Raw genomic sequence first — 20,731 nt, forward strand, 5'->3', positions numbered from 1 at the left:
CGAATACCAATAGAAATCCCTCACACGGTCCATATTTGGATCTGTGTGAGGGATTTTCTATTTAAACTTATCTTTAAATTTTAAAGCTGGTTGTTCCACATAATGCCAGGAAAGGTAAGCTAATAAATATGTCACAGGTAAGGCAAAGGCCGTCAGGGCATAAGGGCATAAGGGCGAAGTTCAAAATATTACTATAGCTAATTTCAGCAAGGGCAATAGAAAACTGAAAATCAACGGCTTATTTTAGTGTACTTTTCACACTATACTGATGGTATATTAAAAGATTTCTTCTACTTTTGCACAAATATCTTCGCTATGACATCATTAGAGGGAGTGGGTCTGCACATCTCGAATCAAATGAAAAAACGCATTCGGTTAGCCGTTTCCCTTTTCTATTTTGGCCAGGGTTTAGGGTTTGCTTCTTGGGCAAGCCGCATTCCCAGCATAAAAACAGCCTTGGGTCTCTCTGAAGCACAATTGGGCACCTTATTGTTAATGATTCCCATAGGCCAATTGGTTACCATGCCTCTTTCAGCGGCGTTGGTAAATAAATACGGAAGTCATAAGATATTGCCCATTACCGCAGCTATATATGCCATTGTACTTTTCTTGATCGCTTTTGCGCCGAATATATGGATACTGGGGGCCATTTTATTTCTATTTGGCGTGTCCGGAAATATGTGCAACATTTCCGTGAATACCCAAGGGGTTCTGGCCGAACAATTGTATGGCAAACCGATCATGTCTTCCTTTCATGGCGCATGGTCACTAGCTGGTTTTACCGGCGCTTTATTGGGACTACTCAGCATGAACTTCCAAATCGGTACGGTAGGTCATTTCGCCGGCGTATTGGTATTACTTTTGGTCAACATTGTCCTGAACAGGAATTTCCTCGTTGCCGAAGAGAGCAAGGAAAAATCCACCAAAAAGAAAGAGAAATTCAAACCGGATTGGCTGATCGTACAATTGGGCATCATTGGCTTCTTTAGTATGGCCACCGAGGGAGCGATGTTCGATTGGACGGGTGTTTATTTCAGTGATGTTGTCCAGGCTCCGGAGAAGTGGATTACTTTAGGGTATGCTTCCTTTATGGTCATGATGGCAGCCGGCCGCTTTATCGGGGATGGCGTCATCGCCAAACTTGGTAGACAGCGCACTTTGCAGATTAGTGGCTGCATGATGTTCGTCGGCATGCTCACCTCTGTTCTCTTTCCGAATCTATGGATCTGTACCTTAGCCTTTATGATTGTTGGGCTAGGGGTTGCCTGCAATGTCCCTACAGTATATAGCGTAACGGGAAGCCATAAAACCATTCCTGCCGGTGTGGCTTTGGCGATGGTTTCCAGCATTTCTTTTCTAGGCTTTCTCGTTGGTCCCGTGCTGATCGGCTATATTGCTGAGCTTTCAAGCCTTCGCTATTCCTTTGCTGTGTTTTCCCTGTTCGGGGTACTGATGTTCTTTATGGTGAGCCGATTAAAGATATTCAATCAGTAATTCCTGTTTTTCCGGGGATGGTCACCTCAGCATCTGTAAGCTCATTTCAGATTTTGGTATTCTTGCGCGGACACACGAAAAATACTTCCATGGCGTATTCCCTCGGGCATTTCCAATTGCTCGGTAAGATCTTCCCAATGCTGGAGGTCCTTGGAACGTATCACGCCAAAATGATGATCCGTATACCGATCGAAGTAAACATAAAAGTATCCATCCTTTAGGAGCACCGTCGGCCCTTCTGCCCAATAGTCACCGGTGATCGGCTGAGAAGCTTCCGAATAGGGGCCATCCAACTCCAATGCATAGGCCAACTTCAGGTTCTTTTGAACAGGTTCCCGCGTTTCATCCTTAATCACCATTGTCCATTTGCCCATATGGTTCAGGATCGTCGCATCGATGCTATTGAACCCCGGGTCGTACAGCAACATTGTTTCCGAGTAGGTTTTGAAGTCCTTGGTTTTCGTAAAATACATCCTGTGATTATATGCATCATCGGCTTCGATCTGTGTTTCTGGAAACTCCCCGGTTACTGTACTGGCCCAGTAGATCATATACTCCTCGGTTTCCGGATCGTATGTAATTTCTGGAGCCCATGAGTTTCGTGCATTTTCCTCATATTCCATCACGGGAATATACTGCTGCTCCGACCAATGGATCAGGTCTGGGGAACTGGCATAACCGATTCCTTTCTGTGTCCAACTAACCGTCCACACCATGTGGAAATTTCCATCCCCGCCTCGGATTATACAGGGATCACGCATGAGTTTATCAGGACTCAGCTCGGGACGCAGGAAGGCACTACCCTCCCGAACGGCCTGCCACTTCATGCCGTCAATACTCGCCGCCAAGTGCAGTCCGTCTTCTCCGTTTCCCTTAAAGTAGGAGAACAGATAGATCGAATCCTGCTGGGCAAATCCGAGGAGCGAAAATAGGGACATGAATATTGTAAAAATGGGTTTCAGCTGCATGGTTTAGGGTTTTAGGTTAAACCAAATATACTGAATTTCCCTAAAACACCACAGCTTTCAGGAATTCGATCACCTCTCCATTAGGACTATAGACTAGGCCATTGTGCACAGTAACCTGTTTATCCCCATGGCGAAGGTCAATTTCCCACGCGCCATCACTTAAGGGTTTCGCTCCAGCGGCGATCGCATCCCGAATGGCCGATTCGACGTCTTTTACCACAAAACAAATATGCAACAGTGCATTTTCAATATAACCATCTCCTTCAACCCGCTTCCGCCCCTGGGTTGGCATTTCGGAATCGGCATCACAGATTTCCAGGTAATAGCCGATGTTGCTATTGAAAAGCATCACACAGCGTTCCATGTTGAAATCCGGAAGCGACCACTCGTGTACAATAGTAAAACCCATTTCCTCATAGAAACGAATCGTGGCATCAAGATCCTGGGCTTTTATGGATACGTGATGAAATCCTATTATATTTTCTTTCAAACTCATCTTGATCTCATTTTTACTTCTTTTTACTTTAGCAATTTTCTCTAATCGAACCAATAGACCCCGTTATTCATTATTCGCCCGCTGATATGCAGTGGGTGTGCCTGCTTTTAGTTTCCATTGTCTTCCATTTTATGCCTACACAAATTTATTGGCTACCTTTAGGGATAACAAGAACGCACAAAATTGTGGGTACCCAAATAGGACAGCATATGAGAAAAGAGTCATCGACCAACTTCTTAAATGAAAAGGATCTTACCGAACATTGCGGGATGTTCTTTACCCTAAAAGTAATCGGTGGAAGGTGGAAGGTCAGCATTCTTGCGGCACTCCTGGATGAAGAGGAACTTCGCTATGCTGAAATCAAGAACCGACTGCCGGGTATTACCGAACGCATGCTCATCAAGCAATTGAAGGAATTACAGGATGATGAAATCTTAACCCGAATTGAACTCAGCAAAAAGCCGCTTAAGGTCGCTTATCGCTTAACCAATCTGGGCGAAAGCCTAAGATCGGTGATGGAACACATGTTGCAATGGGGAAAGGAAAACAAGCCTCGGTAATAATGTCGCCTCACAGCCAATATGCGAGAGCGAACTTTCTGCAGGTTAAATGTTTAAAACCTTGCTCTCAATAATCTTTATAATTATCTTTAGGCAACCAAGATATAAACTATGAGCATTTTATACATCCTATTTGCTCCTTTGGCGCTATACATAGTGAATCAGCGCATAACATTTCTTTCTACTGCAATTCAGGAAAAGAAAGGTACAGGAGCAGTTAAATCAGAAAGCCTATTCTTAGGCATCACCTTACTATTTGTTGCCTTAATGGTAATTGTCATTCAGTCCGTTGGTCCTTTAGGATAAGGCATGTGATTCAACAGCAATCTCTAACTTAAAATTATTGGCGCTATTGATCAAAATATATAAACAATGAGCATCCTATATATATTGTTCATACCGTTGTTTACTTATGTATTAAGCACACGGATCTCTTTTCTCTATTTAGCTTTTCGAGAAAAAAAAGGCCCGGGAGCAATTAAGGTCGAAGTGTTATTTTTAAGCCTTACCTTATTTACCGTATTATTTATGGTATTAGTCATTGAATCTGTTTTTTGGCCTAAATAAGATCAAGGGGATAACAGAAAAAAGAGGCGCCGTACTGGCGCCTCTGCGTTGCTTAGTTATGTATTGTTTAGGATATTTAAGATTTTAAGGTGCCGTAATTATGGCTGAACAGTACAATTAATGCGATTTCGACCATATGCTACCCCGTCCATATTGGTCGGCCCAGAGTTAACCTGTGAAGCATGGATGGTATTCGTCTGCCCAACATTCCATACAATGTTCGGGTTCAAGCGCGCTTGATAGTAATACCGTATGGTTGTCTTATGATCATTGTTCAGAATCGGGCCTCTCTTTTCGGTCCATATTTCAATTTCTTCCAATTGGCCATAATCCTCTCGGCTTCCATAAAACTTAATCTCTCCCGATGGCAGAATATGGATTCGGAAAATAGGATGATCGGGATCTCCCTCGATGAAATAGATCTCTGGAATGTCCGGCTCAGTAGCACCATTATATTTTATTCCCCATCTCTTCTGATCGCTTTTGAAACGGATATTCTGCACCAATGGCGGCACATCCGTATGTAGGTCAACGAACTGAAAATCATAATTCCGGATCTCGTTGATCTTCTCTACCCAACGGTATTCCTGAAAAGGCCAAATACCCACCTGTTCATATCTCTCCTCAATAAATCGTCTTTGTAAAAGTGCTTGACCATTGATTTGCAGGTTCAGGGAATTATCCAAGTAATACACATCAAAAATAAACCCATAATCAGAAGGAGGTGCTGTAAACTGTTTGGATTCCCCATTGGATAGGCTGAAATCCTGAATAAATACACGCTCGGTACATGGTGCGTTTACCGTCAGTCGGAGATTATATTTCTTACCTGGGTTAAGTTTCAGGTTTTCAACAGTCAACGGTTTATTGAGGTCATTAATGCTCAATTCCGCTATCGTTAAAGTCCCATTGGTGATTGCAGGAGAGATCATGATAAGCGGATCACTGCTTATGGTTGGCTTGTTTACTTCGGTATCCTGAAAATTAAACGCTTTAGCTTCTGAAGCTGTTGCATAGGTTACTGCCCCATCAGCCAATTTAATGGACCCCGATACGCGTGAAGAACTGAAAATTGGACCCTCCACAAAATTAACAACTCCACCATAGGATCCCGTGTTCACAATGAGGGTTACTTCACTGTACACATGTTTCAGAATAATGGAAAGAAGATTATCCTCATTGCCGTTCATCATTTGCTCTGTCCGAAACCACATGAAATCAGCATCAACATTCTCAACAGACACAGTGTTCAAGGACGATTTGTTCACTGCCTCTGGAAGATCCGTTTCGCTGTTTACCGAATAGGAAAAAAAGGTATAGGTTTCCCCTCCATCTAAATACATTGGTTGTACCGTCCCTTCTTCCCCATGTTTTAAGGATCTTTCTTCAACAAGAGTACCATCCAAGTACACCAAAATTTTATACATGATTCCTATATCCAGATTGTACCGTTCGATGGCCGCCCGTTTATCTCCCGAGCTCTGTCTTTTCATCGTTGAAATCCCTCCATTGCCCTTGTTTCTTTTTTTCCCTGTATGCTTAACCTCTTCCAATTCGGCCAAAATCTGCATATCCTCGGCAAAAGGAATTAACGAACGTTGGGTATTATCCATCGATATGCCCTGGTTAGCCTTGGCCATGACCTCTTTTACATCATCCTTATTGGGTGTGATATCCTCTTGGTCATGCTCCCCTCCCATGAGTTCAAATTTTACTTCTGCGGGACCCGTATTAACATTCATCCCCATTTCCTTTTGACATCCTGTCAGCAGGAAAAACAGCAGAAACGCTGTTGTTATTGTTTTTATAGACATGTTTTTTCTAATAATAAATCACCAATCCCATTCATAATCCCGGTTATCATCTGTTTCCGTTTCCCATTCATGCTGAACATCAGTAGAGGTACTAGGATCATACACCGCCGAATCTGCGGCTATCCCATTTTCGAGAAAAATATCCTCTCGCTTTAATTGTGGCGTTTTGTAGATCATTTTAAAATAGTTTTTCATGGTTCGCTTCATGCCTGCTAAGCACAACGCTTTTAAGTAATTGCCCCCAAAATTATTTTATTGAGCAATAACTTTATTACAAAAACAATGAATTATGTTTTTTCGTCAATTTTTTCCTACAAAGACGTACAATTAAATTATAAAAATAATTATGGTAAATATATGTATAGGATATCTCAAAATGTGTTTAAACAATGTTTTATCGGGGAATGTGCCTTCCTATTTTCTAGAGTTTTAAATTACAGGTAAACAAAACCCATTATCCGGAAATTAAATGGATGATGAGTTGTCAGAAAACTAGGAGCATTAAAACAAAATCTCCTTTACACTTATTTAATTAAAAGTATGTATTTATAAACGCTAATATGAAAAATCACGAATCACACCATAATGAACCCATTTATACCTGCCCCATGCATCCGGAAGTGCGCGGCAACAAAGGGGATAAATGCCCAAAATGTGGCATGAACCTCGTTGCAACAGATGGAGGAACATCTACGGAACACGAAGTTGATCTTCAGGGCGCGGAAGATATTAAAGAACGACAGCAGGTAGAATTGAGTTTTCGCTATTTAACGAAGGGAGAATCAATGCCACTTGAAATATCGCATGAGAAGAAAGTGCATTTGATGGCCTTCAATGAAAATCTGACCTGGTTTGCTCATTTGCATCCGTTGGAAAGAGATAATGAAGTTTATACCGTCTTGGTCACTTTCCCTTTTGGGGGTAAATACTACCTGTTCTCCGATTTGAAACCGAAAGGTGGTGCAGGCTTTGTAGACAAAAAGACCATCACCGTAGCGGGTAACACTAACCCGCCGGTTGAAAGTACCGCATTAAAACTTACGAGCCAAGTCGATGGACTCACGGTTAAGATAGAAAATGGGAATGAACTCCAGGCCAAGGAGAATCAAGGCATCAACATAACCGTGGAAAAGGGCGGAGAAAATCTAAAGGATAAAGATATCCAACCCTATCTGGGAGCCAATGCACATATTGCTTTGGTCGGAACGGAGGATAAAATGCTGATCCATATTCACCCCATGGAAAATGAACATTATCCCATCTATGCTGAAACGCATTTCGAAAACCCCGGCATATATAGGATGTGGGTGGAGTTTAAGACCAGTGGGATTGTCCACACAGCCGATTTTACGTTGCATGTAAAGGCAGGTAAAGAAAGCGGCGGATCGATGGACCATGGCAGCCATAGCCATTAGCTGCAATAGCAAATTTAAAAAACGGAAAAAGCGACCTGAGAGTCGCTTTTTGTAGCCCCGAGCAGAATCGAACTGCTATCAAATGTTTAGGAAACATCTATTCTATCCGTTGAACTACAGGGCCGTGCTGCAAAACTAAGATTTTAAGCAATGCCAACAAATAATATTTTTTTGAAAACACCAATTTTGGGTCTGTAGAAAAGACCTTCAAAACCAAGTCTTTACACAAACCACAACAATTACCGCTGAATCCACCATTATTTCCAACCCGCTATCAACCAACGAATAATGAAATTCTGATATAAATCATATTTATATGTGTTTATTGTCAAAAATAGACAAAATTGATAATCAATTGTAAATATCAATACCTTTAGGCTGATTTAAATCGTATCTTTGTAGCACAAAAAAGAAAAGAAAAATATTATGAGTTTCACAGGTAAAAATTTCCCGAACATTACAGTAGATGCGATTGACTATTTAGGTGATAACTTCACCGTTAATGTTTTCGAAAAAGCACAACAAGAGAATAAAAAAATCGTGTTGTTCTGGTATCCAAAGGATTTCACTTTTGTATGTCCTACAGAATTGCATGCTTTCCAAGAAGCTGTGGCAGAATTCGAAAAAAGAAACACGATTGTTATCGGTGCTTCTTGCGATTCAGCTGAGGTTCATTTTGCTTGGTTAAACACAGCAAAAGATAACGGTGGTATCGAAGGTGTTGAATATCCTTTGATCGCGGATACAAACCGCAACCTTTCCAGCGTATTGGGCATCTTGGAAATGAAAGAAGTTGAACACCCAGAATACGGCACATTGGTAGAAGGATCAGCAGTTTCTTACCGTGCTACCTATTTGATCGACGAGACAGGAAAAGTATTCCACGAGTCAGTAAACGATATGCCTTTGGGTCGTAACGTAAAAGAATACATCCGTTTGATCGATGCTTATACGCACGTTCAGAAACACGGTGAAGTTTGCCCAGCGAACTGGGAAGAAGGTAAAGAAGCGATGAACGCTACACGTGATGGCGTTGCTTCTTACTTATCGAACAACTAATAACCCACAATAAAGGAGAGGAGGCTCCCTCCTCTCTTTTTTCCAAAACAAAATCATTATGTTAGAAGAATTAAGCGCAGATAATTTACAAGAAATCATCGACAGCAATGACACTGTCATGGTCCAATATGCAGCATCTTGGTGTGGTAACTGCCGCATCATGAAGCCAAAGTTTAAGAAAATGGCGGGCGAGAATGAAAACGTAAAATTCATCATCGCTGATGCAGAGAAATTCCCGGAATCCAGAAAACTTGCGAATGTCAATAACTTACCTACTTTCGCAGCTTTTAAAGGCGGAAAACTGGTGAATCAAGTACAGACAAACAAAATCGAAGGATTAACAGATTTATTAAATGAAGTTACCAATAATTAAGCACCTCACGGAGTTCATCGCTGAAAACGATGCGGACTTTGTCTTGGAAACCATTGAAACTTTAGAATCCCTGACAGAAGTTTCCCAGTTGAAGGACGAGGAACTGGATGTTATCGGCGAGTTGATTTCCAATATGTACGGCGCCATTGAGGTGAACAAGCTTGTACAGGAAGGAATGCCGCAAAAAGAAGCCCTCAATACGTTTATGAAACGTGTTATGGGGTCAATCGACAAGTAAACACATAATCAATACATAGGTCAATCAGTTGACTACTATTCTTTTCCACAAAAACCTGTGCATAACTGCGTTTTTGTGGAAAAGTTTTTTATAAATATCTCCCTGAAAAAGATTCATTTATCTTACTTTTATAGTCATTAAAGGTTAGACCAAAAAAGCGCATCATCCTGCTAAAAAAATGAACCATCGAACGATAAGTCGTGGTTTTAAGTCGAAGATTTTTAATTGTTGGTAAAAGGAATCAAAAATATTTTGATTCCTTTTATTTTTTAAGGTTAATCTTCCTATTTTTAAGCATGATTAACAGAATCTTAAGCCTGATTATCTTCTATCTAGCCTCTTTCTCCCTTGCATTTTCTCAACAGGAATCCAATGCAGCACAGATAAAGCTGAAAATGGATAAGCTTTCCGTGCTGGGTACAGCCCTTTATTTTGCAGCGCATCCTGATGATGAGAACACACGCTTGATCGGTTGGTTGGCAAATGAACGGAAATACCGGACCGCTTATCTATCGCTGACCCGTGGAGATGGCGGACAGAACCTGATCGGCACGGAACAGGGAATCGAACTGGGCTTAATCCGGACGCAGGAACTCCTGGCGGCACGGGGCATTGACAAGGGCGAGCAATTCTTCACCGCAGCCTATGACTTCGGCTTCTCCAAGACCCATGAGGAGACTTTTACCTTTTGGAAGAAGGAAGATGTCCTGCGTGAGGCCGTTTACCTTATCCGTAAGATTCAACCTGATGTGATCATCAATAGATTTCCGCCCGATACCCGTGGGGGCCATGGGCATCACCAAGCCTCAGCCATCCTTGCCAAGGAGGCCTTTGAAGCAGCAGCCGATCCAAAGCGTTTCCCGGAACAGTTAAAGGAGCTTAAACCGTGGAAAGCAACCCGGGTGGTATGGAATACCGCAAATTTTGGAGGCATGAACAACACAAGTGAAGATCAACTGAAAATAACACTCGATGATTACAACCCATTACTGGGGTATTCGTATGGTGAGATTTCAGCATTGAGTCGGTCACAGCACAAAAGTCAGGGTTTCGGTGCAGCATCGCAAAGAGGAACTGTGGTTGAGTATTTTGATGAAGTTGCCGGCAAGAAAGCCGATGCAGATCTTTTTGACGACGTGAATACGACCTGGTCACGCTTAGGGGAAAATACGCAGCACATCCAGGATAGAATACAGCAGATCCAAAGTTCCTATAGCATCAACCATCCCGAGAAATCAATTCCCGAACTGGTACAACTCCATACCGAAGTAAAAAGGCTAAAGCCATCGGTATACAGGGATAGCAAATTAAAGGACATCGAAGAGCTAATCCTGGATTGTTCAGGTATCGTTCTGGCCTCTGTCGCAGCGCAGCCAAACTTCGTGGTCAACGAACGGTTTCCGATCACCCATGAGGTTATTCTCCGGGCACCGAACACAACGGTTCGATTGACGGCCATTGATCAAAAAAACATAGGCGAAGACCTTCCTTCGCATGAAACCAAGATATATACTGGCGAAAAGACATACAGCCATACTACACAGCCCTATTGGCTCGTGAAGCCCCACTCCGTGGGTAAATTTGAGGTTGAGGAAGCCAATTTCGGTGCTCCAGAAAATCTGGATAACCCAAAAACACTGTTTCAACTGGAAATTGCCGGAATCCCTATTCGCGTAGAGCGACCGATTCGCTACCGTTTTGTGGACCCCGTCCGTGGAGAGGTGAACCAGCCAATCAGCATTTCGCCAGTACTTACGGGATCACTGAGCAGCAATCAGGCCCTTTTGGAGCAAGGCGGCAAGAAAATGTTCACGTTGCTGACCAAGAACAATAGTGGCCAACAGCAATCGACCAAATTGACTTTTAAGCAGAGCGATGGGTTGCAGATCACACCATCCACAAGCACAATTGACATCCCGGCAAAACAGAGTAAAGCGGTGGCCTTTGAAGTCAGCAACCCGAACGATACCGAAAAAAGTACGATCGAACCGCTTTTAGATGGCCAACCGATTGCCGGCTTCCAGCGTATTGCCTATGACCATGTTCCGGATATCACTTGGTTCCCTCCGGTAAAACTTGAGGTAAAGCGTCTGGCGATGAATAACCCGATAAAAAGAATCGGATATATCCATGGCGCAGGGGATCTGGTGCCAACAGCATTACAGAACGTGGGCATACAGGTGGATATCCTTAATCCGAATCAGATCAATGCGGCAGCGCTTCAACCCTATGACGCGGTAATCGTTGGCATACGGGCCTTCAATGTAAGCGCCAATGCAAACCAATGGTATCCCCGTTTGTTACGTTATGTGGAAGATGGCGGCACCGTAGTGGTTCAATATCAGGTGAATTCCCGGATGAGTACGGATCAGTTAGGGCCGTATCCATTCAAGATCAACCGAGATCGGGTCACGGAAGAAGATGCGAAAGTAACTTTTACAGATCCCCAAGACCCCTTGTTGAACTATCCGAACAAGATTACAGCGCAGGACTTTGAGGGTTGGGTACAGGAAAGAGGCCTTTATTTCACTACGGATATCCCAAAGGAATACCGCACACCTTTGACGATGGCCGATCGAAATGAAAAGCAGAACCGGGGTTCCTTACTGGTGGCAAATCATGGAAAGGGCAAGTTTGTCTATACGTCGCTGTCCTTTTTCAGACAATTACCTGCCGGAGTGCCCGGAGCTTACAGATTATTTGTAAATTTGCTGGCTAAGAACGTAAAAAACTAAATCACATAATGGAAAATCAAGTCGAAAATCAAATCAACGCAAAAGGAATTATCTTATTGGTAGGATGTATTTTGGGCGCAATCACAGCATGGGTTGCTAACGGAACTTTCTTGGGAGTAGTCGGTGGATTAGTGGGCGGATTAATCTTCGCGATCATCTTCATCAACGCTTTATTACCACACAAACCGCATGACAGATAAGGGACTACCGCCATTCGTACGTAGTTGGAGACAGTTTTACTGGTTAATTGTCCTCTGGCTTGTCGTTTGCATAGTTCTCATGTATATCTTTACAATCTACTTTGGATGAGTAGTATCGACTGGATAGTACTCATCCTTACCTTGCTTGCCATCGTAGCGTATGGCATTTACAAGAGCAAGAACGTCAAATCCATTGACGGCTATATCCTCAGTGACCGTTCCTTACCTTGGTATACGGTCGGTCTATCGGTCATGGCGACCCAGGCCAGTGCAATCACCTTTCTTTCTGCACCCGGATTGGCCTATAGCTCAGGCATGAGCTTTGTCCAGTTCTATTTCGGATTGCCCCTGGCCATGATTGTGCTCTGTATTACCTTTGTCCCCATCTTTCATAAGCTTAAGGTCTACACAGCGTATGAGTTCCTGGAAAAGCGATTCGATGTGAACACCAGGATCCTTACCGCAGCACTATTCCTGATACAGCGGGGAATTTCTACAGGTATCACCATTTTCGCTCCAGCTATTATCCTCTCTGCGATCCTCAGGATAGATCTAACGTTAACGACCATAGGTATTGGGGCTCTCGTGGTAATCTATACCGTATATGGAGGCACAAAAGCCGTTTCGTATACCCAGTTGCTACAGATGTCCATTATCTTCGGAGGACTGCTCCTAGCGGGAGTTTTGGTGGTCAAGCTCCTTCCGGAAAACATCGGTTTTTCCGAAGCCCTGCATATAGCGGGTAAATCCGGAAAGGCCAATGCCATTGATTTTAAACTGGATCTCAGCAATCAATACACCGTATGGACAGGTCTGATCGGTGGGTTTTTCCTGCAACTCTCCTATTTCGGGACAGATCAGAGTCAAGTTGGTCGGTACCTGACGGGCGCGTCCGTGAAGGAAAGCCGCATGGGACTGTTGATGAACGGCCTACTCAAAGTGCCCATGCAGTTCTGCATTCTGCTGATCGGTATCTTGGTATTTGCTTACTACCAATACCATACCCCACCCCTGTTTTTCAACGATCAAGAGATTGAGAAACTGGAAAACAGCGGCTATCGCGATCAGTATAATGATATTATGGCTCGACATGAGCAATTGAGCACAGCAAAAACAGTGCATATCAACGAACTTACAGCGGCACTCAAACAGGAGGATCAAGGGCAAATTGAAGGTATCCGGGAGAAACTCCAGGATTTCAACGAGCAAGATCAGGCGTTACGGACCGAACTGGTCGACCTGATCGAGAAAAACGACCCCAATGCTGAGACAAATGACAACAACTATATCTTCTTGCGTTTCGTTATTGATAGTTTCCCCAAGGGCCTAATTGGCCTGCTGATTGCCATTATATTCCTGGCATCTATGGGTGCGACGGCCAGTGCCATCAATTCGCTTTCTTCAACGACTGTAATCGATATCTATAGGCGCTTTATCCGTAAGGATGGAAACGACGCCCACTACCTGAATGTTTCACGCATCACCACCCTATGTTGGGGCCTTTTCACCATTGTAATTGCCCTATATGCCAGTAAACTCGGCAACCTCTTGGAGGCGGTCAATATCTTAGGCTCCTTATTCTATGGAACCATCTTGGGAATTTTCCTTGTGGCTTTCTATGTAAAGGCGATTGGTGGCAAAGCGGTCTTCTGGGCGGCGGTCATTACAGAATTTATCGTCATCGGCATCTACAGCCTCGACGTCATTGCCTTCCTTTGGTTAAATCTGATCGGATGCGTACTGGTTATCCTGATCGGCCTGCTGCTGCAGTTCCTGCTGCCCAACTCGCCTCAAACACAAAGAAAAACCGCTTAGCGGTTCTTCACTAAGCGGTATCCATGCTTAATAATATTTTCTGTAGAGGTCATACAGTACGGCTTTATCGTGTTCCGTGAGTATGCCCGAAAGGTCACTTTTGATGTACTTCCTCTTGAAGGCTTTAATCGCGTATTCCTGATTGGTCAAATCATAGCCCATTAACTTCAGGGCATCAATGGGATTGAAGGTAATCGGTGGTTGTACGAGGTAATTTGGATTGTACCAGATACCGAAACCACGTTCGGCAAGCAGTTGCCACGGGAAGAACACATTTGGATCATCCTTTCTTCCGGGTGCAAAGTCTCCATGTCCAATGAAGTTTTTCTGCGGAATGCTGTATTTCGTTTTCAAGGTATCCAGGAGCACCAACAGGGAGTTAATCTGTGCGTCGGGAAAAGGCTCCCGTCCATTGTTATCCAATTCGATACCGATGGATACGGAATTCATATCCGTTATGGCTCCCCATTTTCCACGTCCTGCATGCCAGCCGCGCAGGTAATCGTTTAGCATCTGTACCACACGTCCATCCCGACCGATCACATAGTGGCTGCTCACCTTGGTATGGGCCAATTGAAATGTTCTTACAGTCTGCGCAAGGCTCGACTGCGAGGTATGGTGTATCATGACAAACTGGGGCTTGCGCACATCATAGTGCATGGCCGCGGCAAAGTCGTAATTCTTGTGCAATCCTTCGCGGAACATCTCCCAAGCCTTTTGCTCTGGGGTAAGGGTGTTGTCTATAACGGCAGGGTTGTTCGCTGCTGCCTGTTCTTGTACCGCTTCTTTAATTGCCACTACGGTATCTAAACGGGGTGCTGTTTTTTCCACGATTTCGGAAGGTGCGATCAAAGGCGCCTTTCCCTGTTTTGATGCCGTATTCTTTGGAGCCGAGCAGCTCCCCATAATCACTAACCCACATAGCGCAAACAACAGTTGCACGGTACTTCTCTTCATCTATCTTATTTTGGTAAATTTAATAGCAATCCCATGGAAAGCATTTGGTTCCACTGTACTTTACCATCTAACGCAGAATCATATAAAACAGTACCTCCCAGGCCAACATTTATCAAAGAAGTGATTTTGGCGGTCAGGGTTGCATCCAAACGGTGTGCAGGATCATTGATGTCCTCATAGTCTGCAAACAGGTTATAACGTGCTTTAAGATTCAGGTTTTTGGAAAGATTACGGTTTAGATCCGCAGTCAGCTGGAATGCGAGTTCATTCTTGAACGTTCTGCCCTCTTTTACACCGAAGATTTCACCGGTTCCTTTGGTGACATCATCCGGATTCGGGTAGCGTCCGTACTTCTCGTAATAGTCGCGTGCATTGCGTGGCTTCAGGCGATCGTCCAGGATCAAGGTCTGTCGCGCAGTACCCGTACCGAAACGTAGCGAGAAGGTCTGATCAGGCTTGTACTCCAAACCGAAGGATTCCGTAAAATACCCCGGTGCCATAAAGGAAGATTTCAATCCGGTAATGATCTCATCGCCGTTCACATCCTTGCCATAGAGAAAGGCATTGTCAAACTGCGTCTCATAGGTCAACGCCAAATAGACCGCCCATGATTTCGCCAATTTATAGGAAAGTTTATTATCCCAGAATATACGGTCGTTGTTCGGTTTTGCTAATTGGCCTTCATTCTTCACTTTACCGTATTTCATGTCGATTTCGGATGTAAAGTTGAAGTTGTTGCGGTTAAACTCCGATTTGTGCCACAGGATTCCCCCGATGGCATAGGAGTTCAATCCCCCCAGGCTCCAGTTTTCACTGAATTGCGCTTGGTTGAAATTGATACCTACTTTTGTCCAATGCTTCCAATAGTTAACCTGCAGGTCCAGCTTGGGAATTGGAACGTTGATGTTCTTTATGGTCAAGGCATCGCCGTCGACATTGTTTGAAATCGTGCTATCCGGTTTTACGCGCAGTTCCCGCAAATCTTGCGCCTGCACCTTAATAGCGCCCAAAGAAAGAATGAAGACAGGTAATAGGTAAAATTTAATATGCATACTAGTTTTCTTTTTTTACATCCATTTTTATATCCGGTAATTCTCGCAAAGGTCGCAAATTTGGATGTAGTTTAAACACCTCGTACTTACTTTTTATATATTGGACCATTTGGTAATAGCTAGCTTTTGATACAAATTCGTAACTCGGCCTGAACAGTTGCATGAAGGCTTTCAGATCGTCGCCTTCCAATCCTATCAAATTCCGTACTAATTCTGGCGTAAATCGAAAATCTACGATATTTTCTTCGTGAAGTTTCTCGATAAAGCCTGTAAACCGGCGCGCATTCCGTGCTTCTTTGCTCACTAAATTATAAAGGGTATTGATATTCAGACCTGCTCCGGTCATGCCTACGGAGAAGGCCTCTCCTGGTGTGGCTAGCTCGAATGCCTTCCGATATTCGGCCTTGATTTCCTTCAGGACTTCATCGGGATCCCGCCGGCCCACCACCGTGACGGCCTCGATACTCTTGACGTCCTCCCGTAGATTGATGATTAGTGCTTGTTGGTTATTATAATGTAGGGTATCTGGAAAATAGCCTGCCTTCCGGAAAACAAGGATATCTCCGGCAGAGACATTTGTCTTGAATTCCCCGCGGGCATCGTTAAAGATATATTTTTGGGTCGTCAGGTTGCGCACCTGCACCTCCCCTAGGCGTCGCTTCGTTTCCGCATCATAGACAATACCTTCCAGCCGCTGTTGCGCATGCAACAGAATAGGGCTAAACAAACAGATACAGCACAGAATACGGATCAAGGTTTTCACGCGTATAAAACTACATCTTAGATGAATAGCTTGCTAATTTTTAACATCTTTTAATGGGAAGTGTAACTATTTTGATACGACCAACAGCTGCCCTTGGTAGACATTATCTACGGAAAGGCCGTTCCATTGTTTGATATCTTCAACGGAAACATTGTTCTGACGGGCAATAGCCGACAAAGTATCACCGATTTTCACCTCATAGATCTTCATGACCACGGGTTTCTTGATTTCTTCAACGGGCACTTCCGGTTCTACTTCTTTCTTGATCTCGATGACCTCTTCCACCTTCTCCACGCGAGCGATCGCTTCTGCGGGTTGCTCTGCGCGATCGTATTGCTGCAGGTCATACCGTTCGATCAGGTCGATCAACAATTCGGGATAGCGCGGGTTGGTGGCATATCCTGCCGCTTTGAGGCCTCTAGCCCAGCCTTTATAATCATCCTTGCGTAGGGTGAATAGTTTTTCGTAGCGTTTGCGGAGCAGGAACTGCGAGTGGTCCCGGAAGGATTGTTCCGGATCGTTATATACACGGAAGCAGTCGTTTGCGGTATCATCGGGTCTATTGACGGAGCGTCCTGACCAGGAACCGCCACACTTGATGCCGAAGTGATTGTTTGCATTTGTTGCCAGGTAGCTGTTTCCATTTCCGGATTCCAGGATCGCCTGTGCAAGCTTGATGCTGGCAGGGATGCCGTACTTGTTCATTTCCTCGATGGCGATGCCTTTATACCGGTCGATATAGGCCAGCCCACTCATGGAAGTTCCACGGTTGCCGGAAGAAGAACTGCTACTGGAACTGCTGGTTTTCCCAGCGGGATGCTTAACCGTTGAGGATCTTTTAGTTCCACATGAAACAAAAAATAAGGCCAATATTAAACTGGCCAAAATAAACTTCTTCATCTTTACGATTCTTGAACTTAGTTAAGACTTACCTTTTCGTCGTATTTCTCCAGGTTGTAACGGTCAATGGTGGAGATCACCTTGCGCGACCAGTCGCCGGTTTCGGAGTAACCGGATCGTGCGATCCCTTTTACCCAGCCTTTATAATCCGATGAGGAATGATTGTCGAATAACGGCTTTGTTGCTTTTCTGCGCTGAAGCAGGCCGACAAAATCACGGTAAGAATCCAGAACGGAACCATAGCCTTTGTAAGCGGAACGGATCTTGGTGCTGTTGTTCTTGCCCTTGATGCCGAAGTGGTTGTTCAGGTAACGGGCAATTCTACTGTTCCCGTATGCGCTTTCGTGGATCGCAACAGCTAAGATAACCGATGCAGGAACCCCTGTCTCACGCATTAATTTCTGTGCAGCAGGACTGTGCTTTTCAATGTAAGTCCTGGTGGTGTAGTCTTGGGCTTGAAGCCCGAATGTAGTCAATACAGTAAGTATACATACTGCAAGAATCTTTCTACAATGTTTTAGCATAAAAACTTGTTTAGTTTAACACTACTTTTTGCGTAGCACAAAAAGCCCATCACGTATCGGCAGGATCAACTTCTCTACGCGGTTGTCCGCTGCCAGTTTTTGATTTAATTCAATCACTTGTTGTGTCTGTTTATCCGGATTTGCCTCGAAAACCTTGCCCTTCCATAGGACATTGTCCAAAAGGATCAGACCGCCCGGGCGAACCCTATCGATCAATGTCTCGAAGTAATACAGGTTCCGCTTTTTATCAGCATCGATGAAGATCAAGTCAAACTCTCCAGTGATTCCTGGAATCACCTCCGCAGCATCTCCAATGTGGTACTTAATCTGCTCCCCATAAGGTGAAGCATCAAAATACCCCTGAACGCGCACTTGCTGTTCTTCATTAATGTCGATCGTGTGTAAGATGCCATCCTCCGCTAACCCCTCAGCCAAACACAAGGTGGCATATCCTGTAAAAGTCCCAATCTCCAAAGCCAGTCGCGGTTGTTGCAATTTGCTCATCATCGACAAGACCCGACCTTGAAAATGTCCCGACAACATGTGCGGCATTGTCTCCTTCAGATAGGTCTCTCGATTGACCTTTTTTAACAACGAAGATTCTTCGTCGGTAGTATCTTCCAGATAGCTGTTCAGTTGTTCGGACTCTAAAAACATACCCGGCAAAGATAAACAATCAAAAAACAATAGAAAAGAAATTTTTTATCAAAACATTGACAATCAACAGTTTAGTTCGTAACGTGTATGCGTTAAATCTGTGTTTAAGCGCTCTAAACACCGATTTTGAAAACATGAAATCGAGGCAATTTTTTTCACAAAAAAGCAAAAAACGTCAGATTTCTAGCCTTTTCCAGATTTCGGTGACAAATACAAATGAGGGAAAAAGAGGACGTGATCATAAGGCAATTACCGATAATCCTTAAAGTCAGGAGATTTCAAAGCGATCCTTATGCTCCCTATGGTAGCTACTTCAAAAAAGAGCGCCCATGCACGGGTTAAAAGTACATGGGCGCTCATCAGCTGCGCTGTATCGTTGTGTTATTTTTAGCCTAAAGAAGCCGTGATCAGGCGCAGGAATTCAGAACGTGTTACATCATTCTGGAATGCACCCGTAAAGGCAGATGTCGTCGTTACAGAGTTCTGTTTCTGCACGCCGCGCATGGCCATGCACATGTGCTTACATTCAATAACCACAGCAACGCCTGCTGGGTTAAGGGTTTCCTGGATACAGTCGCGAATTTCATTCGTTAAACGCTCCTGAACCTGTAGCCTTCTCGCGAAAATATCCACCACACGCGGAATCTTGCTCAGGCCTACGATATGGCCATTCGGAATGTAGGCAATATGTGCCTTTCCGAAAAACGGTAGCATATGATGTTCGCACATGGAGTATACCTCAATATCTTTAACCACGACCATTTGGCTGTACTCTTCCTGGAACATAGCACCGCGCAGTACTTCTGCGGGATCCACGCCATAGCCATGTGTCAGGAACTGCAAAGCTTTTGCAACCCGCTCTGGCGTCTTGATCAGGCCTTCGCGCGTAGGGTCCTCACCAATGGCTTCTAAAATATCCGTATAATGTTCTGCAATTCGTTCAACAGCCTTTTCGTTGTATTGGTCGATTTTTAAGTAACCTTCCTGTTCTGCTTCATCAAATTGTTGAATTTTACTCATTCTAATCCTTGTTTTGGGGGTTATTCGCCGAAATATTCGACATAATTGTTCTCTGTTTCGTGTAATCTCACCACATGGAGGATTACATTTTCCTTATCGAAGAATGGTTTCAGGATATTGAAGATCTCCACAGCGATAACTTCGGTCGAAGCCATCTTTCCTTTCATGAAGTCAACATCCAAATTGACGTTCTTATGATCCAATTTATCGATGACCTCACGAATGATGATATCCTTCATCACCTTCAGGTCAATCAAGAAACCTGTTTCCGGGTTGATATGTCCTTTTACGGTAACAAAAAGGTCGTAGTTGTGTCCATGCCAGTTTGGGTTGGAACAGTTGCCAAAAACCTTCTCATTTTCTTCCAATGACCAATCTTCACGATAAAGTTTGTGGGCTGCGTTAAAGCGTTCACGTCGTGTAATATATATCATATGGCAAAGATAAATTAAATTTAATGTAAATTAGTCCTTCGATATGAAAACTCTAATCGTAGCAGCCACAGAGATGGAAATTGCAGCGTCCATTCCTGCACTTGTAGAAAATCGGATGGATTATTTAGTAACGGGTGTGGGTATGCTGGCCACTGCTTTCAGTATGGGACAAAACCTACGTGAACGGCAATTTGACCTGCTTGTCAATGTGGGTATTGCAGGTTCTTTTCAAGCCCAGCACACCTTGGGTAGCCTCTTCAAGGTCCGCAAGGATCATGTGTATGAATTCGGTGCTGAAAATGACCGGGAGTTTATCCCTATCGATCAGATGGGGTTTGGCAGTTCCATCTACAGCGAACGACTGCCTGAGCGCCCCATGTCTGCTGCCTTTTACCAGCTACCCTATATCGACGGTATTACCGTGAACAAGGTCCATGGTTCCGAGGAGGGTATACGACGGGTATTCGAACAGCATGGACCCAATACCATTGAAAGCATGGAGGGTGCAGCGTTCTTCTATGCCGCCCAAAAGCACGGGCTTCCCTGCATCCAGGTACGCAGCATTTCCAATTGGGTCGAGAAACGTAATGTTGAGCGCTGGAATATCCCCTTAGCGATAAAGGCATTAAATGAATGGTTGATTGCTTTCGCTCAGGAGCATGCTCAGAAATAAGTATGGGAAAGGTCCAT

General features: G+C 44.1%; 23 protein-coding genes and 1 tRNA gene. 11 read left to right on the forward strand and 13 right to left on the reverse strand.

The annotated features are described in order from the left end of the window. Positions 1–315: 315 nt before the first annotated feature. The gene (locus G6N79_RS03190; RefSeq protein WP_103906543.1) at positions 316–1,494 is read left to right on the forward strand and encodes an MFS transporter; all 1,179 of its coding nucleotides are present in this window, start codon (positions 316–318) and stop codon (positions 1,492–1,494) included. A gap of 41 nt (positions 1,495–1,535) precedes the next feature. On the opposite strand, the gene G6N79_RS03195 is transcribed toward G6N79_RS03190, so the two are convergent. Further along, positions 1,536–2,432 (reverse strand): glycoside hydrolase family 43 protein, encoded by an 897-nt coding sequence (locus G6N79_RS03195; protein ID WP_234993207.1) that lies wholly within the window; start codon positions 2,430–2,432, stop codon positions 1,536–1,538. Positions 2,433–2,502: 70 nt separating this feature from the next. Further along, positions 2,503–2,958: a VOC family protein gene (locus tag G6N79_RS03200; RefSeq protein ID WP_103906545.1), complete on the reverse strand. Its 456-nt coding sequence runs from the start codon at positions 2,956–2,958 to the stop codon at positions 2,503–2,505. Positions 2,959–3,167: 209 nt separating this feature from the next. Here G6N79_RS03200 and G6N79_RS03205 point away from each other — a divergent pair, with 209 nt between their 5' ends. Together G6N79_RS03205 and G6N79_RS03210 are read left to right on the forward strand one after the other, a co-directional pair. Next, entirely contained in the window at positions 3,168–3,518 is a 351-nt protein-coding gene (locus G6N79_RS03205) for a winged helix-turn-helix transcriptional regulator (protein WP_103906546.1), read from the forward strand. 111 nt (positions 3,519–3,629) lie between these two features. Further along, on the forward strand, positions 3,630–3,824 hold the full coding sequence (locus tag G6N79_RS03210; RefSeq protein WP_103906547.1) for a hypothetical protein: 195 nt from the start codon (positions 3,630–3,632) through the stop codon (positions 3,822–3,824). Between the two features lie 359 nt (positions 3,825–4,183). Here G6N79_RS03210 and G6N79_RS03215 read toward each other — a convergent pair whose 3' ends face one another. After that, entirely contained in the window at positions 4,184–5,899 is a 1,716-nt protein-coding gene (locus G6N79_RS03215; protein WP_103906548.1) for a fimbrillin family protein, read from the reverse strand. Positions 5,900–5,917: 18 nt separating this feature from the next. Further along, entirely contained in the window at positions 5,918–6,076 is a 159-nt protein-coding gene (locus G6N79_RS03220) for a hypothetical protein (RefSeq protein WP_200818799.1), read from the reverse strand. 383 nt (positions 6,077–6,459) lie between these two features. Between G6N79_RS03220 and G6N79_RS03225 the strand changes: the two genes are divergently transcribed. Continuing rightward, positions 6,460–7,314, forward strand: a complete 855-nt coding sequence (locus G6N79_RS03225) for a heavy metal-binding domain-containing protein (protein WP_146060627.1) — start codon at positions 6,460–6,462, stop codon at positions 7,312–7,314. Between the two features lie 52 nt (positions 7,315–7,366). Here the strand turns inward: G6N79_RS03225 and G6N79_RS03230 are convergent. Further along, positions 7,367–7,438, reverse strand: a tRNA-Arg gene (locus tag G6N79_RS03230). 302 nt (positions 7,439–7,740) lie between these two features. Between G6N79_RS03230 and G6N79_RS03235 the strand changes: the two genes are divergently transcribed. The 6 genes from G6N79_RS03235 (at position 7,741) to G6N79_RS03260 (ending at position 13,734) form a co-directional block, all read left to right on the forward strand. Further along, on the forward strand, positions 7,741–8,373 hold the full coding sequence (locus G6N79_RS03235; RefSeq protein ID WP_103906551.1) for a peroxiredoxin: 633 nt from the start codon (positions 7,741–7,743) through the stop codon (positions 8,371–8,373). 58 nt (positions 8,374–8,431) lie between these two features. After that, positions 8,432–8,746, forward strand: coding sequence for a thioredoxin family protein (locus tag G6N79_RS03240; RefSeq protein ID WP_103906552.1), 315 nt, complete (start codon positions 8,432–8,434; stop codon positions 8,744–8,746). Beyond that, positions 8,727–8,984 (forward strand): DUF6952 family protein, encoded by a 258-nt coding sequence (locus G6N79_RS03245; RefSeq protein ID WP_103906553.1) that lies wholly within the window; start codon positions 8,727–8,729, stop codon positions 8,982–8,984. The genes G6N79_RS03240 and G6N79_RS03245 overlap by 20 nt, the downstream gene beginning before the upstream one ends. Before the next feature lie 296 nt (positions 8,985–9,280). Continuing rightward, on the forward strand, positions 9,281–11,719 hold the full coding sequence (locus G6N79_RS03250; protein WP_103906554.1) for a PIG-L family deacetylase: 2,439 nt from the start codon (positions 9,281–9,283) through the stop codon (positions 11,717–11,719). 8 nt (positions 11,720–11,727) lie between these two features. Further along, positions 11,728–11,919 carry a hypothetical protein gene (locus G6N79_RS03255; RefSeq protein WP_103906555.1) on the forward strand — a complete coding sequence of 64 codons (192 nt, stop codon included), beginning with the start codon at positions 11,728–11,730 and terminating at the stop codon, positions 11,917–11,919. Positions 11,920–12,024: 105 nt separating this feature from the next. Continuing rightward, positions 12,025–13,734 (forward strand): sodium:solute symporter family protein, encoded by a 1,710-nt coding sequence (locus G6N79_RS03260; protein ID WP_103906556.1) that lies wholly within the window; start codon positions 12,025–12,027, stop codon positions 13,732–13,734. A 27-nt stretch (positions 13,735–13,761) separates the two neighbouring features. Here the strand turns inward: G6N79_RS03260 and G6N79_RS03265 are convergent, their stop codons facing one another. The 8 genes from G6N79_RS03265 to G6N79_RS03300 all read right to left on the reverse strand — a co-directional run bounded on the left by G6N79_RS03265 (position 13,762) and on the right by G6N79_RS03300 (position 20,041). Beyond that, positions 13,762–14,691, reverse strand: coding sequence for an N-acetylmuramoyl-L-alanine amidase (locus G6N79_RS03265; protein WP_234993208.1), 930 nt, complete (start codon positions 14,689–14,691; stop codon positions 13,762–13,764). A gap of 5 nt (positions 14,692–14,696) precedes the next feature. Continuing rightward, a complete protein-coding gene (locus tag G6N79_RS03270) occupies positions 14,697–15,743 on the reverse strand; it encodes a DUF3078 domain-containing protein (RefSeq protein WP_103906558.1) in 1,047 nt (348 codons plus the stop codon). Between the two features lies 1 nt (position 15,744). Then, entirely contained in the window at positions 15,745–16,506 is a 762-nt protein-coding gene (locus G6N79_RS03275; RefSeq protein WP_146060628.1) for a hypothetical protein, read from the reverse strand. A gap of 66 nt (positions 16,507–16,572) precedes the next feature. Beyond that, entirely contained in the window at positions 16,573–17,406 is an 834-nt protein-coding gene (locus G6N79_RS03280) for a glucosaminidase domain-containing protein (protein ID WP_103906560.1), read from the reverse strand. A gap of 17 nt (positions 17,407–17,423) precedes the next feature. Next, positions 17,424–17,930, reverse strand: coding sequence for a glycoside hydrolase family 73 protein (locus tag G6N79_RS03285; protein ID WP_234993209.1), 507 nt, complete (start codon positions 17,928–17,930; stop codon positions 17,424–17,426). 21 nt (positions 17,931–17,951) lie between these two features. Continuing rightward, on the reverse strand, positions 17,952–18,587 hold the full coding sequence (locus tag G6N79_RS03290) for an O-methyltransferase (RefSeq protein WP_103906561.1): 636 nt from the start codon (positions 18,585–18,587) through the stop codon (positions 17,952–17,954). A gap of 387 nt (positions 18,588–18,974) precedes the next feature. Beyond that, positions 18,975–19,607, reverse strand: a complete 633-nt coding sequence (folE, locus tag G6N79_RS03295; protein WP_103906562.1) for a GTP cyclohydrolase I FolE — start codon at positions 19,605–19,607, stop codon at positions 18,975–18,977. Positions 19,608–19,627: 20 nt separating this feature from the next. Beyond that, a complete protein-coding gene (locus tag G6N79_RS03300) occupies positions 19,628–20,041 on the reverse strand; it encodes a 6-pyruvoyl trahydropterin synthase family protein (RefSeq protein WP_103906563.1) in 414 nt (137 codons plus the stop codon). 43 nt (positions 20,042–20,084) lie between these two features. On the opposite strand from G6N79_RS03300, the gene mqnB reads away from it, so the two are divergent. Further along, a complete protein-coding gene (mqnB, locus tag G6N79_RS03305; RefSeq protein ID WP_103906564.1) occupies positions 20,085–20,714 on the forward strand; it encodes a futalosine hydrolase in 630 nt (209 codons plus the stop codon). The last annotated feature ends 17 nt before the right edge of the window (positions 20,715–20,731 follow it).

The sequence above is a fragment of the Sphingobacterium lactis genome (genome assembly GCF_011046555.1).
In the GTDB taxonomy this organism is placed as follows: domain Bacteria; phylum Bacteroidota; class Bacteroidia; order Sphingobacteriales; family Sphingobacteriaceae; genus Sphingobacterium; species Sphingobacterium lactis.

What these genes read in the sequence shown, in the direction of transcription:
- G6N79_RS03290 (WP_103906561.1), bottom strand. Translation starts at nt 18,587, where the DNA reads ATGTTTTTAGAGTCCGAACAACTGAACAGCTATCTGGAAGATACTACC.
- G6N79_RS03205 (WP_103906546.1), top strand. Translation starts at nt 3,168, where the DNA reads ATGAGAAAAGAGTCATCGACCAACTTCTTAAATGAAAAGGATCTTACC.
- G6N79_RS03245 (WP_103906553.1), top strand. Translation starts at nt 8,727, where the DNA reads ATGAAGTTACCAATAATTAAGCACCTCACGGAGTTCATCGCTGAAAAC.
- G6N79_RS03285 (WP_234993209.1), bottom strand. Translation starts at nt 17,930, where the DNA reads ATGCTAAAACATTGTAGAAAGATTCTTGCAGTATGTATACTTACTGTA.
- G6N79_RS03240 (WP_103906552.1), top strand. Translation starts at nt 8,432, where the DNA reads ATGTTAGAAGAATTAAGCGCAGATAATTTACAAGAAATCATCGACAGC.
- G6N79_RS03220 (WP_200818799.1), bottom strand. Translation starts at nt 6,076, where the DNA reads ATGATCTACAAAACGCCACAATTAAAGCGAGAGGATATTTTTCTCGAA.
- G6N79_RS03235 (WP_103906551.1), top strand. Translation starts at nt 7,741, where the DNA reads ATGAGTTTCACAGGTAAAAATTTCCCGAACATTACAGTAGATGCGATT.
- G6N79_RS03265 (WP_234993208.1), bottom strand. Translation starts at nt 14,691, where the DNA reads ATGAAGAGAAGTACCGTGCAACTGTTGTTTGCGCTATGTGGGTTAGTG.
- G6N79_RS03270 (WP_103906558.1), bottom strand. Translation starts at nt 15,743, where the DNA reads ATGCATATTAAATTTTACCTATTACCTGTCTTCATTCTTTCTTTGGGC.
- G6N79_RS03225 (WP_146060627.1), top strand. Translation starts at nt 6,460, where the DNA reads ATGAAAAATCACGAATCACACCATAATGAACCCATTTATACCTGCCCC.
- G6N79_RS03210 (WP_103906547.1), top strand. Translation starts at nt 3,630, where the DNA reads ATGAGCATTTTATACATCCTATTTGCTCCTTTGGCGCTATACATAGTG.
- folE (WP_103906562.1), bottom strand. Translation starts at nt 19,607, where the DNA reads ATGAGTAAAATTCAACAATTTGATGAAGCAGAACAGGAAGGTTACTTA.
- G6N79_RS03200 (WP_103906545.1), bottom strand. Translation starts at nt 2,958, where the DNA reads ATGAGTTTGAAAGAAAATATAATAGGATTTCATCACGTATCCATAAAA.
- G6N79_RS03300 (WP_103906563.1), bottom strand. Translation starts at nt 20,041, where the DNA reads ATGATATATATTACACGACGTGAACGCTTTAACGCAGCCCACAAACTT.
- G6N79_RS03250 (WP_103906554.1), top strand. Translation starts at nt 9,281, where the DNA reads ATGATTAACAGAATCTTAAGCCTGATTATCTTCTATCTAGCCTCTTTC.
- mqnB (WP_103906564.1), top strand. Translation starts at nt 20,085, where the DNA reads ATGAAAACTCTAATCGTAGCAGCCACAGAGATGGAAATTGCAGCGTCC.
- G6N79_RS03190 (WP_103906543.1), top strand. Translation starts at nt 316, where the DNA reads ATGACATCATTAGAGGGAGTGGGTCTGCACATCTCGAATCAAATGAAA.
- G6N79_RS03215 (WP_103906548.1), bottom strand. Translation starts at nt 5,899, where the DNA reads ATGTCTATAAAAACAATAACAACAGCGTTTCTGCTGTTTTTCCTGCTG.
- G6N79_RS03260 (WP_103906556.1), top strand. Translation starts at nt 12,025, where the DNA reads ATGAGTAGTATCGACTGGATAGTACTCATCCTTACCTTGCTTGCCATC.
- G6N79_RS03195 (WP_234993207.1), bottom strand. Translation starts at nt 2,432, where the DNA reads ATGTCCCTATTTTCGCTCCTCGGATTTGCCCAGCAGGATTCGATCTAT.
- G6N79_RS03280 (WP_103906560.1), bottom strand. Translation starts at nt 17,406, where the DNA reads ATGAAGAAGTTTATTTTGGCCAGTTTAATATTGGCCTTATTTTTTGTT.
- G6N79_RS03255 (WP_103906555.1), top strand. Translation starts at nt 11,728, where the DNA reads ATGGAAAATCAAGTCGAAAATCAAATCAACGCAAAAGGAATTATCTTA.